The following is a 13,424-nucleotide window of genomic DNA, read 5'->3' on the forward strand; positions in this document are numbered from 1 at the left end:
TAAACCTAAAGTCGCTTCTGCTCTAAATAAAAGCTTGTTATGATAATGCATACAATGAAAAAGGATTGACTTAATCTTATTATAGACATATAGTTAGTTACATAACTAACTAACCAATTAAGGTAATTCTAAAAATGGGGGTATGGAAGTGTTGCGTTTTTTATTAAAAAGAAAGATCATAGTCGGCTTATTTATTACGTTGATTTTTGGTTTAGGATTTTACGGAGTTACTAACCTAGATAAAGAACTTTTTCCATCAGTAACATTTAATCAAACATTAATTGTTATTGAGACAGAAGAAATGCCTGCGGAAGATGTAGAGCAATTTGTTACGATTCCGGTAGAACAGGTGTTGGAAAACACAAAAGGCGTAGATAGTTATGAATCTACAACTTCAACAAATGATACTTTTTTTATCGTTGACCTTGAGAATGATAATAGCAATGCAGTATCAAAAGAAATTGAAAATGAAATAAACGGGTTAACAAATGAATTATACGGAGTAAAAAATGTTACTGTCATGCAAGCCTCTACTCAAGGGCAATATGAATTTTTTATGGATATATCTGGTGGAACTTTAAAAGAAATGTCTGATTTTGCATCAGATATAGTAAAGCCAAGATTAGAAGCACTGAAAGAAGTAAATGAAGTTGCTATCTCGGGATTAGAGGAAAAGGAAATAACCATTACGCTGAAACCAAAGCAATTGGAGACCTACGAAATCACCCAAGAAGATATTATTTCTGCCATTGAACAGTCAAATACAAATACATCAATTGGAAGTTTTAAACGTGAAGAAGGGGATCCAAGTCTTCGTTGGAATACAAAATTTAACAATATAAATGACATTAAAGCTATTCAAATTCAGACGAATGAAGGAATGAAAAAGTTATTAGACTTTGCTAATGTCAAAGAAGAAACAAGTGAACAAACGAATGTCGCTTGGAAAAATGGTAATCCAGAATTTTTACTTCTACAAATTGGTAGATCTAACGGCTTTACCCAAATTGACATGGCAGAAGCTATACGAGCGGAAGTAGAAAAAATTGAACAAGAACATGATAACCACCTTCAAATTGAAGAAATTGCTGCACAAGCTGATTATGTTACGAGTGCGATTGATGGTGTAACGAGTAATATTTTAATTGGTGGAATCATTGCAGTCATCGTCTTATTATTGTTCTTACGCAGTTTCCGAGCAACCTTTATTATCGGACTGTCCATTCCTGCTTCCGTATTACTTGCTGTTATAACAATGACCTTTCTTGATTACAGCTTTAATTTATTAAGTTTAGTCGGACTTGGGTTGGGTATTGGGATGTTGGTCGATGCCTCTATCGTTGTATTGGAATCTATTTTTAAGAAAAAGGAAGAAGGATATTCAAATGTTGAAGCCGTTATATCTGGTACAAAAGAAGTTGTAGGCGCTGTAATATCCTCTATGCTGACGACAATTGTCGTTTTTGTACCAATTGTTTTACTAGATGATGAGATTGGTAAAATGATGATTGTACTCACAGTTGTTATTGCTGTCACACTCATTAGCTCAGTCATCGTCGCGTTCACACTAATTCCAGTGTTATCGGAGAACTTTTTAAAAGCAAGGCCCAAAAAAGTTGGAAAACTTAATTTAATTGGCAAATATGGTCGCATTATTGAGTGGCTAACAAAGAAAAAACGTCGACGTCTTGGTGTACTTACTCTTTTTATCCTATTATTTTTTAGTTCTTTCTTATTACTTGCCAAAATTCCAATGACATTAATGCCGGATATTTTAAATCGTTATGCAGAAGTAATTGTAGAACTAGAACCAGGAGTCTCTACTGATGACCGTGCCGAAATTGCTTTAAAAATGAACGAAGTATTGGAAGAAATACCGGATGTAGATAATAATGTCATATTAGATAATACAGGTGCTTTCATTGCACTCATCAATATGACTCCAGAAGAAGAAAAAACGATGGATCAAGATAAAATTAACGAGCAAATATTAGATAAATTCCAAGCACTTGAATCTGACTTTCCAGTTAAAAGTGTTGGTGCTGCTATGGATGGTACAATAAATCCACCAATTGGACTGAGAGTTAGCGGTGAAAACATTACAACTTTACAAACTATTGCAGAAGATGTGAAAGAAGAATTAGAAAAACTAGAGAGCATCAAATCCGTGATGGTACAAAATGGAGAGAGTGCAGAAGAAGTTTTAATTGAACTAAATGAAAGTAATATGAATGAGGATAATATTTCTGCTCCTCACCTGTACATGAATATCTTAGAAAAGTTTACTGATACACCGGTCGGAGAAATGGTTGTTAACGGGAATTCAGTACCTATTTTAGTAAAGAATGATCAAAATATTCACGAGAAACAGGATCTATTAGATAACAAGATAATGACTGTAGATGGAGAAAAGAAACTTTCTAATTATATTTCATTAAAAGAGGCTTCTTCCCAGTTACAAATTGACCGCTCAAATGGGAAAAGATATATCAGCATTACTGCTGATATGGAGGGGCAAGATTTAGGTGCAGTTAACCGAGAAATAAATAAAATAATTCAAGTTCTTGACATAGACCGAGGTTACACCGTTGAACTTACTGGTGATTTAGAAGAACAACAAAAGGCCGCACAAGATTTAGTCATTATTTTTGCTATCTCACTGTTTCTAGTCTTTGTCGTCATGGCCATCCAATTTAATAGTTTAAAACATCCGATTATTATATTATTTATTATTCCACTTACAATTACAGGAGTACTAATTGGACTGTTCATTTCTCAAAAGGAATTAAATATTATGTCGGGAATTGGAGTAATCATGCTCATTGGAATCGTCTTAAATAACGGAATCCTACTTATTGATCGAGTTAGACAGCTACGAAATAACGGTTTAGATGTGAATGAAGCAATGGTCAATGCTGCGCAAGAACGAATTAGACCGATTTTCATGACAACATTAACAACAGTTGGCGGAATGTTGCCACTTGCTTTAGCGACAGGAACATCTAGCGATTATCAATCACCACTTGCTGTAGTCATTATTTCAGGATTACTGTTTTCAACCTTTATCACATTAATCTTAATTCCCGCTGTTTACCTACTGTTTGAGGATATTGGAAATGGAATGAAGCGGATATTTAGAAGGAAGAAATCGGTAGTTCAAGTAACAGCTCGATCGGAAGCTCAATGAAACTGAATTGTTCAAACTATGAAAGTGGGCTAAATATCGGCGGATTGCTTTGGGATAACGGCGATGAGAATGTTTATATCGGCGGTTGGACCATTTTATCGTCGGAGCAAATTAATTTATCGGCGTATGACGAAATATAACGGCGGTATCCGTTTTATCGGCGGGGATCCTTAGGATAACGGCGATCCGAATGTTTATATCGGTGGTTGGACCAGGTTATCGGCGGAGCAAATAGATTTATCGGCTAATTTGGTCATAATATCGGCGATTACAAGTTTCCATATATAAAGCACCTCCCCATTGATGGGCAGGTGCTTATTTTAAAATGTTGTAAAGAAGCCAAAACTAATTATTTTTATAAATCATCAAATCCGTTTAAATCACTTGTTTTCGTATATTGACGGGATTTCTGTTCAAAAAAGTCTGTTTTTGTACCATCGAAATTATCTACATAGGCACGAATCCATTTCATTGGATTTTCTACATGTTCTTCGTAGATTTCACTTAAGCCCATCATACGTAGCATTTTGTTCGCTCGATATTTAATATACCCGCTCATTTCCTCGAGATTAATACCATCCACTTTTTCCAAAACATATGTCGACCACTCAATTTCAAGCTCTACTGACTCTCTGAAACTGTTATATACCCAATCAATAAAGCTTTCGGTATTATATTCTGGATTTTCTGCGAGAGTCGCGCGAAACATTTCCGATATAAATCGTCCATGTTCTAGTTCATCTCTGTTTATATAGCTAACCATCGTAGACGTTCCGACCATTTTGTTATTTCTGGCCAAGTTATAAAAGAAGGCAAATCCTGAATAGAAAAACATTCCTTCAAGTAAAATCGTATATACCATTGTTTTCAAGATGTTTTCAATCGTTGGCTCTTCAACGAATTTATTATAATGGTTCATAATAGCTTCATTACGTTTTAAAAGAATTGGATCTTTTCTTCCTAATTCAAATGATTCGTTTTGATCAGCAAGTGAGACGACGGATGACAACACATAGGAATACGATTCATTATGCACTGCTTCTTGTTGCGCAATTACCGCCATGATCGATTGCACCGATGGATCGGTTGCATATAAGGAAAAAAGCAGTGCAGTCCGTGTCTGTGGTGCATCCAACGTAGACAATAAACCAATAATCTTTAAATAAGCATCTTTTTCCTCTTCTGTAAGAGCCGGAAATTGTTTTACATCACTCGCCATATTTACTTCATCTGCTTGCCAGTAGTTTCCGACTAAACGTTTATACATCTTATACCAATGAGGATAAGCGATATCGTTCCAATTTAATATTCCACTTGATTTGCCTCCAAAAATTCCTGTTGATTTATTTGGAAAGCGTGGTTCTAATGTTTTTGCTCTCTCAAGCAGCTTTGGCATCTACCAACACCCTCTCTAACCAAATTTCAATATATTTTTCCTGATGTCCACGCGGTGATTGTTCAATTTTTAGTCCATTCCACTTACTATTATAAAAGGCCGCTAACTTGTCTACCGCTTTGCAAAATAAAGTGTCTCCGCCAAATTGAGTATCTCCTGAACCAAAAATTGCTACATTATTTGGTTTATAACCTACTTCTAAAATAAAATCTTTTACCTCATCAGGAGTACTTCCATAATCCCATGTAAATGTTCCGATAAAAATATAATCATAGATTGAAACATCAGCAATCGGCAGGTCAATTCCTATTTCATGCATATCCACTTCCATATTATTTTCAGTTAAGTTTTGCTTAATTAATTGAGCAACCTCTTCTGTGTTCCCACTATATGAAAGATACGCAACTAAACATCTCATGAATGACACCACTCACACTCTTCGACATCATTTGCTGTTGAACGAACATAATATGATGTTTTCAATCCTTCTCTCCATGCTTGCAAATGCAGATCTAATAAAACTGATGCCCTGATTGTATTTGGTACATACATATTAAAAGAAATACTTTGATCAATATGTTTCTGTCTAACCGCGTTTTGCTTTACTGACCAGCGCTGATCGACAATATATGCGGATCTGCGATAAATATTATACGTCTTATGATCTAATTCTGGTGCTGTTACCGGAATTTTAAAGTCTTTCTTTTCCTCATAATAAAACACTTGGAAAACCGGATCGATACTTGCTGTTGAACCAGCAATCATTGCCGTTGACGAGTTCGGAGCTATTGCCATTAAGTAGCCATTTCGCATCCCATTTGCTTTTACTTCGTATTGAAGTTCTTTCCATTTATCATCTGTATAGTTCCGGTCAGTAAAGTATGCGCCTGTTTCCCATTTACTGCCCTCAAATGTAGGGTAAGCTCCCTTTTCTTTACTTAATTCCATACTCGCTTTGATCGTTAAATAAGCAACTTTCTCATACAGCTCATCTGCAAATTCTAACGCTGCTTCCGTTTCCCACCCAATTCCTTTTAATGCTAAAAGATGATGCCAACCAAACGTACCTAGTCCTACAGCACGATATTTCTGATTGGTCAACTGAGCTTGTTTAATTGGCAGCGTGTTAATATCAATCACATTATCTAACATTCTTATCTGGATTGGGATAAGACGCTCCAGGGCATTATCAGGAACAGCTCGTCCTAGGTTTATAGAGCTTAAATTACAAACAACATAGTCACCTGTCTTATATTTCTTTACAATCGTATCGTCATTTTCAATGTATTCTTCTAGAAATTGTGTTGGCGTCTGGTTCTGCGTTATTTCTGTACATAAATTAGAGCAATAAATAATTCCTTCATGATCATTATTGTTTTTCCGGTTTACTTCATCACGATAAAACATAAACGGTGTCCCGGTTTCTAGCTGGGAAACCATAATCCGCTTCATAATCTCAATAGCTGGTACCTTCCGCTTCGTTAACTGCTCATTTTCAATACATTCCTGGTATTTATTCCTCCATGTTCCATTCCCTTTTTCTTCATCGTAAAAATCTTCAAGGGAATAACCCATCACTTGTCTTACTTCATGAGGATCAAATAAATACCAGTCGCCTCTATTTTCAACTTGTTCCATGAAATAGTCTGGTAAACAAACACCTGGGAAAATATCATGAGCTCTCATACGCTCATCCCCATTATTTAATTTCAAGTCAAGGAAAGGCTCAATATCGATATGCCAAACATCAAGGTAAATTGCGATAGCCCCTTTTCTTGTCCCTAATTGATCTACACTAACTGCAGTATTGTTTAACTGACGAATCCAAGGGACAACTCCACTAGACATGCCTTTAAAACCTTTGATGGAACTGCCACGTCCTCGGACTTTCCCCATATACACACCGATACCGCCCCCATTTTTAGATAGCTGGGCAACATCTGTGTTCACATTATAAATAGACTGTAGACTATCGTCGACCGTATCTATAAAGCAGCTCGATAATTGTCCATGTGTTTTTCCTGCGTTATTCATGGTCGGTGTGGCGACCGTCATATATAGATTACTTAATGCCCAATATGCTTCAAGGACTGACTGACTACGATGTTCTTTCTTTTCATCCTGCATTAAGTGCATCGCAATGATCATCCAACGCTCTTGTGGTAATTCATAGACATTTTTATCATGGTCAGTTGCTAAATAACGAGTGGCTAATGTATAGATCGCGAGATAATGAAATAGTTTATCTTTTTCTGGATCAATCTGTTCATTAAAATAATTAATTTCTTTTTCTGAGTATTTTTCTAATAATGCTGGTGTGTAGATCCCTTTATCAGTTAGTAATTTAATTAGTTCATAAAAGCTGCCATAACGCTCGGTTGCATCATATTTCCGATTTTGCGCTGCTTTTTCATAAAGCTGCTGTAAATAAATTTGGCTGGCAAGAAATGTCCAATCCGGATTTGCTTCATTAATGTTTTCTAACGCATTTTTAATCAAAATATTTGTCTTCTCTTCAAAACTAGTATTCTCATTTATCAACCGAAGCGATTTTTCAGTAAATTCTTTCAGTGACAAATTCAAACCTTTATGAGCCGTTTCAATAATCTTCTCTATTTCATTAGCTTGCTTACTTGCAATTGCCATACTATCTCCTCCTAAAGTCACTTACAGTGAATACTAAATAAAAAAGCCATTTACCCGGGATAGGATAAACGGCTTATGTAACAAATAGAAGACAGTAAACGAACTAATCAAATAATAGTTCAATGTTCAGCCGCTCCATTATCCCTCACCCCGGAGAAATGAAACTTCGTTAAAAGGCAGGTCTCCTGACTTATGTTTACCTGAATAAGATCCCTTCCCATACGCTTACAAAATGTACAGTGGTTTGCTTATCTTATTCAATACATTTACAGTTGCGGGGGCAGTTCCAGCATTGCACTGGATTCCCTTTTAAAACACATTCGTGTCACCTAATTAACTATATATTGTATTAAATTTTATGAGTTTAACTATATATTGAATATCCTAGCATAAAAAAATTTCGATAGCAATCTTTTTACAATCAATTTTGATAAAGTTCGAGTCGTGTAAAAAACGCTTTAACAAATTCATAAAATAACTTTTCTGTTGGTAGTAAATCACGTTCTTTCGGAATAATTGCACCAACAGAACGCTTTAAACTTGGCTCAATTACCGGAATTTTTACGGTTGCCCGTGGTAAACAATCAACTATTGTTACCTCTGGAATTAACGTTACCCCTAACCCTGCAGAGACTAAACCTTTAATCGCATCCAAATCTTTTCCTTCAAATGAGACTTTAGGATGAAAACCTCTCTGAATACAGCCTTCCATAATTACTTTTCTTAAAATAAACCCTTCAGGGAATAAAACAAACGACTCATCTCTTAATTCGATTAATTTTAATGAAGAACGGTTCGCAAGTGGATGATTATATGGTAATAAAGCGACAATGTCCTCTGTAAATAAAACACTACTTTTAATTTTCTCTTTATCTGTCGGTAACGGACCGACAACAGCAATATTTATATCCCCTTTTATCACTGCATTAATTAATTCATTATGTGAATCCTGATATAGTTCAAATTTCACATCAGGATATTGCTTTCGAAAGTTGTAAATAGCTGTTGGTAATATATACGATGCTAAACTTGCAGAGAACCCAATATGGATAGTCCCTTTTTCAGGATCAATATACTCTGAGACGACTTGTTTTGCGTCATCTATTACATTGATCGCTCGTTCCATATGCTCTAAAAAAACTTTTCCAATCCGGGTCAGTCTCACCGTTCTTCCTTCTCGTATAAATAAATCAACACCGAGCTCTTCTTCTAGATTAAATATTTGTCGGCTAACAGCAGATTGTGCTACATGTAATTTATTAGCTGCTTCTGTTACATGTTCCCTTTTGGCAACTTCCATAAAATATTTGATTTGTCTTAGTTCCATCCGAATCACCTCTGTTTCCATTATCTCATAAAAGCATAAGTCATATCTATAATTAATATTGTATAGATTGATTTATTTCTGTACAATAGAAATATGGATACTTATGTAAAAACTTATAGAATTAGACTTATTGTTTAATAATAGATAAAAAGAGGTAATTACTTAGCTAGAAAAGGAGGTATCATCATTGTTAAACACGAAAGAAAATAGTACAAAAGAAGAGCAAGCTGTTATAGATTATATGAATAGTACGTATGAAAAAGTGAAAGCTCGCGATCCGCATGAAAAAGAATTTTTACAAGCTACTAAAATGCTTTTTGATTCTCTTATACCTGTCTTTGTGAAAAACCGCACATATAAAGAAGCTAATATTTTAGAACGGATTATTGAACCTGAAAGAATTATTTCATTTCGAGTTCCATGGATCGATGACAATGGCAACGTTCAAGTGAATAGAGGATATCGGGTTCAGTTTAACAGTGCTATAGGACCTTACAAGGGAGGAATTCGATTTCACCCTTCAGTTAATTTAAGTGTAATGAAGTTTTTAGCATTAACCCAAATATTTAAAAACTCACTGACTGGTCAAGCGATTGGCGGAGGAAAAGGAGGCGCCGATTTCGATCCTAAGGGTAAGTCGGATAATGAAATTATGCGGTTTTGTCAAAGCTTTATGACCGAACTGTATAAACATATTGGACCAGATACTGACGTTCCAGCTGGAGATATTGGTGTCAGCAGAAGAGAAGTTGGATATATGTTCGGACAATATAAACGTCTTCAAGGCGCCTATCATGCTGGTGTATTAACTGGAAAAGGGCTAAACTATGGTGGTAGTTTAGGACGTACGGAAGCAACAGGATATGGAACAATCTATTTCGTTAATGAGATGTTAAAAGATCGCCGGATGAGCATGAAGAATATGACAGTCATTACGTCTGGCTCTGGAAATGTAGCTATTTATGCAATGGAAAAAGCGATAAAACTTGGCGCAAAAGTAGTTGCATGTAGTGATTCAAATGGTTATGTCTATGATAAAAATGGACTTAGCTTACAAACTATTAAACGTATTAAATTTTCAGAAGGTGCCCGGATTAGTGAATATATTAAATCACATCCAGAAGCTGAATACTTTGATGATTGTTCAAAAATTTGGTCAGTACCATGTGATATTGCCCTACCATGTGCTACTCAAAATGAAATTGACGATGACTCCGCACAAATGCTTATTAAGAACGGCGTTAAAGTAGTCGCTGAAGGTGCAAATATGCCTTGTACAATTGAAGCGATTGATGCATTTCTTGAACATGGCGTCATGTTTGGCCCCGCTCAGGCAGTGAATGCAGGAGGAGTGGCATGTTCTGCACTTGAAATGGCCCAAAATAGTTCTAGATTAAGCTGGACGTTTGAGCAAGTGGATGAAGAACTGCAAAATATTATGAAAAATATTTACCGTAATTGTACTCGAGCTGCCCAGAAATACGACCACCCCGGAAACCTTGTCGTTGGTGCAAATATTGCCGGGTTCACCAAAGTTGCTGATACGATGATTGAACAAGGAGTCATTTAAAACATACTTTCGCACTGACTTTATTAAGACCTATACAAAGAGAAGATTGATAAATTAAGGACATTACCTACTAGAAATGTTAACTAGGTAATGTCTTTTTTTCTTCAACTAGCACATCCGTTTGCGGACGCATCAAACTATCCGGTATAATGAAGAATTAACTGATACAATGCGATACAAAGTCCTAAGATACTCGCTTTTATTTTAGATGGATGGTATCTTTTATTACCGTACAAATAAATGGAAATAAATATAAACCCTATGGGGAGCCATAGCTCAAAGACACCATTTCTTGTACTTTGAGAATAAATTGGAGCAATATAAGTGCTAATTAGAAAATAAAAGAAAATAGTAAAACGTCGTGTTTCTAATTGCTTGCTCCATCTTACTAAAAGGACAATTATTATAATTGAGATAATTGTAATGGATAAAGAAGGTAGAACAATAGAAGCACCGTTTCCAATCTTAAATTCCATTCTTATTTGCTCCTTTCAGAGATTTAACCTATAACTCCGATAGTTTTATAGGTATGGTTAAACAATATGGCCCATTCCGGCACAACGTTGGACGACAATTGCAATCGTTAGCGTAATAAGAATTATGAATGTAAAACGCTATGAATAAAATATTTTGCATTCTCTGCGTCTTTTTTCTTAACATAAACAACATATTGGTTTTCGTAATTCTTCGTAATTCCAATACTTCCAAAGTTTCCTCTCGTTGTTCCATTTGCTCTCCATTGTGCTGATTGGTCAATAACTTTATAAGTATATTTAATACCCTTACTTTTTAAAACCTCTCTAACCTTTGAAAGTTCATCCATTGAATATCCGATATAAACTTCTACTCTATTAAAGATAAACATATCCAACTACCTTTTTATTTAATTTCTATTTTGCACTCCACAGAAAATTTTGCTGTTATTCTCTAAGAGAACCTCCTGCATCTTCATAGATTTTCATCTACCAGAAACTATTTCTTTTTACGCTCTTCTAAAGAACCTGCTACTCCTTCCACTGTGATCTAACTTTCCTCGTGGAAAAAAGTAACCCTTTATAAACATAATATACTAAATTTTCAATATATAAATAATAAACTTATTGTGTATAAAAATTGGGATATATGCTATATATTAATCTAATAAATATAGTTATGGTTAATACGAATATAAAAGTCTTTTAGTTACTATATATTCTATTCAGCATCATGCATCACATTGAAATAGCAGTTATATTTGATATAATCAATCATTAATATCTTCACCATAAGTATCGATATAAAAATATAGAAAGGAAGGATGTTATTGGACGAACTTGTAAAGTTACTACAAGACTCCAATTATGCGATTGTTTTCACAGGTGCAGGAATGTCTACAGAGAGTGGCTTACCTGACTTTAGATCAAAGGATCGTGGTTTATGGGAGAAATTTAATCCAAATGAACTGGCTAACGTACATGCTTTGCTCCATAATACAGACGAGTTCACTGAATTTTATCAGTATCGCCTTTCGGAAATTACAAAATATCAACCACATGCAGGCCATCATGTTTTAGCTAAATGGGAAAATGACGGAAAAATAAAAGGAATTATTACTCAAAATGTCGATGGATTCCATAGTGATGCCGGAAGCAGCAATATGATGGAACTACACGGTTCATTCCGTACATTTCATTGTCATCAATGTAAAAAGGAATACGAAAGAAATGCTTATTTAGATGGAACATCAACATGTGGATGTGGAGGGACCATTCGTCCAGGTATTGTTTTATTTGGTGAAAACTTGCCACAAGAAACATTTATGCGAGCAGAGCATGAAACAACCCAATCTGATCTATTTATAGTATTAGGATCCTCATTATCTGTATCTCCCGCCAATATGTTTCCATTACTAGCTAAAGAAAATGGAGCAAAGTTAGTGATTGTTAATCGAGAGCCGACTGATTATGATATGTATGCAGACCTTGTTATTCAAGATAAAGGAATTAAAGAAGTTTTGACTGAAGTGAACGAGAAATTATAGGTCATCAATTTAAGCAAATCTACATTAATAATAGAATAGACAAATAGCTTTAAGTTAATATTCATCACTATGAACACCCCCGAGAGTAAGTTTGGTGCCGCACCCCAAAAGTTAGAGTTAAAAACTAACATTTGGGGTGTTTTATATGTATATATTATGTCTTTATCCCTTATAACTTTAAAAGCATTTAACAAATTCCCTTCACTATTTAAATTTTTCCTCATAAAGTAATAGGTCTAAATAAACTTTTAACTTTTCCTAGATACTGGTAAAATTTAATAAAATAATTCTTCGGAATCTTATGAATAAAGGGAGATTAATAAAATGATTTTTAAAAAGCATTATCTACCAGTCGGGAGTGTAGTCGGTTTAAAAAACGATTCTAGAAGATTGCTCATTATTGGTCGGCAACTATATTCGGAGACGAATCATGTGATTAGAGATTTTGCAGCATTAGAATATCCAAATGGCTTTGTCAATTCCAAAGAAAAATTTATTCTTTTTGATCGTAAAGATATTGAAGTTGTCTATCATTACGGTTATGTAGACGAAAAAGAGAGGGAATTAGACAGATTATTGTATGAAGCTGAGTATAAAGGTGATGAAGGAGAGAGTATGAAATGATTGTAGCTAGTGCTGGCGGCGGCAGAGGTAGTTATTTAAAGTATAATAAAAAGTTACCTGACACTATTGGAAAAGCAATCGGAGAGTTAGAACAGATATTTCATGAAGTTTTCAAACAAATTTCATACTTTCAAGACCAATTGGACCACCAACGGGGTAAAGCAGCCTCCTCATTAAGAGGAAATTTAAATAGTCATCTTGAACTAATGGGTAAAAGTGCTCCTGTTTTATTAAATTTTGCCGATGTCATGAAAAGTTTCATGGCAATGATTGAATTAACAGACGAAGAAGGTTCTGGTTTCATAAAACCTACTGGTCGAGCAGAGTGGCAATATTCATTATCAATGGAACGAATTGATGAGGAAATTAAACTTGATGCAACGATGAAAGAGGCGGCACTTTCTTTTAAATCGAACATAACAAATATGGATGAATTATTTTCATCATTCAATGAAATGATCAACTTGGTAATTTCTGAAACAAATTTACCTTGGGATGATTTTACAAGCGTTTGGGCTGAGGCACAAAACAAGGTAAAATCCATTATGGAAGAGACGAAAAATCATATTGAGAAACTATTAAAAGAAGTAAAGACCTTCGTTCAGGAAATTGTACGTCTTGATCATATGGCTAGCCAGCTGAAAGCTGTTTAGG

The 13,424-nt window shown here is 35.0% G+C and carries 12 protein-coding genes and 1 riboswitch; of the genes, 6 read left to right on the top strand and 6 right to left on the bottom strand.

Annotated features, from left to right (window positions below; translation table 11 throughout):
• Positions 1-148: 148 nt before the first annotated feature.
• Both SPD48_RS01450 and SPD48_RS01455 read left to right on the top strand, forming a co-directional pair.
• Positions 149-3,187 carry an efflux RND transporter permease subunit gene (locus tag SPD48_RS01450; protein WP_336256270.1) on the top strand — a complete coding sequence of 1,013 codons (3,039 nt, stop codon included), beginning with the start codon at positions 149-151 and terminating at the stop codon, positions 3,185-3,187.
• Entirely contained in the window at positions 3,184-3,327 is a 144-nt protein-coding gene (locus SPD48_RS01455; protein WP_336256271.1) for a hypothetical protein, read from the top strand. Before SPD48_RS01450 ends, SPD48_RS01455 begins: the two co-directional genes overlap by 4 nt.
• Before the next feature lie 215 nt (positions 3,328-3,542).
• Here SPD48_RS01455 and SPD48_RS01460 read toward each other — a convergent pair whose 3' ends face one another.
• The 4 genes from SPD48_RS01460 to SPD48_RS01475 form a co-directional block, all read right to left on the bottom strand.
• Positions 3,543-4,583, bottom strand: a complete 1,041-nt coding sequence (locus tag SPD48_RS01460) for a ribonucleotide-diphosphate reductase subunit beta (RefSeq protein WP_336256272.1) — start codon at positions 4,581-4,583, stop codon at positions 3,543-3,545.
• Positions 4,567-5,001 (bottom strand): flavodoxin, encoded by a 435-nt coding sequence (locus SPD48_RS01465; protein WP_336256273.1) that lies wholly within the window; start codon positions 4,999-5,001, stop codon positions 4,567-4,569. Before SPD48_RS01465 ends, SPD48_RS01460 begins: the two co-directional genes overlap by 17 nt.
• The gene (locus SPD48_RS01470; RefSeq protein ID WP_336256274.1) at positions 4,998-7,229 is read right to left on the bottom strand and encodes a ribonucleoside-diphosphate reductase subunit alpha; all 2,232 of its coding nucleotides are present in this window, start codon (positions 7,227-7,229) and stop codon (positions 4,998-5,000) included. The genes SPD48_RS01465 and SPD48_RS01470 overlap by 4 nt, the downstream gene beginning before the upstream one ends.
• 158 nt (positions 7,230-7,387) lie before the next feature.
• Positions 7,388-7,577: riboswitch (cobalamin riboswitch) on the bottom strand.
• Between the two features lie 73 nt (positions 7,578-7,650).
• Positions 7,651-8,556 carry a LysR family transcriptional regulator gene (locus SPD48_RS01475; RefSeq protein WP_336256275.1) on the bottom strand — a complete coding sequence of 302 codons (906 nt, stop codon included), beginning with the start codon at positions 8,554-8,556 and terminating at the stop codon, positions 7,651-7,653.
• Between the two features lie 241 nt (positions 8,557-8,797).
• Between SPD48_RS01475 and gdhA the strand changes: the two genes are divergently transcribed.
• Positions 8,798-10,126 carry an NADP-specific glutamate dehydrogenase gene (gene gdhA / locus SPD48_RS01480; RefSeq protein WP_336256515.1) on the top strand — a complete coding sequence of 443 codons (1,329 nt, stop codon included), beginning with the start codon at positions 8,798-8,800 and terminating at the stop codon, positions 10,124-10,126.
• 137 nt (positions 10,127-10,263) lie between these two features.
• Here gdhA and SPD48_RS01485 read toward each other — a convergent pair whose 3' ends face one another.
• Together SPD48_RS01485 and SPD48_RS01490 are read right to left on the bottom strand one after the other, a co-directional pair.
• The gene (locus SPD48_RS01485) at positions 10,264-10,602 is read right to left on the bottom strand and encodes a hypothetical protein (RefSeq protein WP_336256276.1); all 339 of its coding nucleotides are present in this window, start codon (positions 10,600-10,602) and stop codon (positions 10,264-10,266) included.
• A 122-nt stretch (positions 10,603-10,724) separates the two neighbouring features.
• Positions 10,725-10,991, bottom strand: a complete 267-nt coding sequence (locus tag SPD48_RS01490; protein WP_336256277.1) for a hypothetical protein — start codon at positions 10,989-10,991, stop codon at positions 10,725-10,727.
• Positions 10,992-11,423: 432 nt separating this feature from the next.
• On the opposite strand from SPD48_RS01490, the gene SPD48_RS01495 reads away from it, so the two are divergent.
• The 3 genes from SPD48_RS01495 (at position 11,424) to SPD48_RS01505 (ending at position 13,423) form a co-directional block, all read left to right on the top strand.
• Complete coding sequence (locus tag SPD48_RS01495; RefSeq protein WP_336256278.1) at positions 11,424-12,146, top strand: NAD-dependent deacylase; 723 nt, start codon at positions 11,424-11,426, stop codon at positions 12,144-12,146.
• A gap of 324 nt (positions 12,147-12,470) precedes the next feature.
• Positions 12,471-12,770: a DUF4176 domain-containing protein gene (locus tag SPD48_RS01500; RefSeq protein ID WP_336256280.1), complete on the top strand. Its 300-nt coding sequence runs from the start codon at positions 12,471-12,473 to the stop codon at positions 12,768-12,770.
• The gene (locus SPD48_RS01505; RefSeq protein ID WP_336256281.1) at positions 12,767-13,423 is read left to right on the top strand and encodes a hypothetical protein; all 657 of its coding nucleotides are present in this window, start codon (positions 12,767-12,769) and stop codon (positions 13,421-13,423) included. The genes SPD48_RS01500 and SPD48_RS01505 overlap by 4 nt, the downstream gene beginning before the upstream one ends.
• The last annotated feature ends 1 nt before the right edge of the window (position 13,424 follow it).

The sequence above is a fragment of the Pseudogracilibacillus sp. SE30717A genome, from assembly GCF_037071985.1.
Classification (GTDB): domain Bacteria; phylum Bacillota; class Bacilli; order Bacillales; family Amphibacillaceae; genus Pseudogracilibacillus.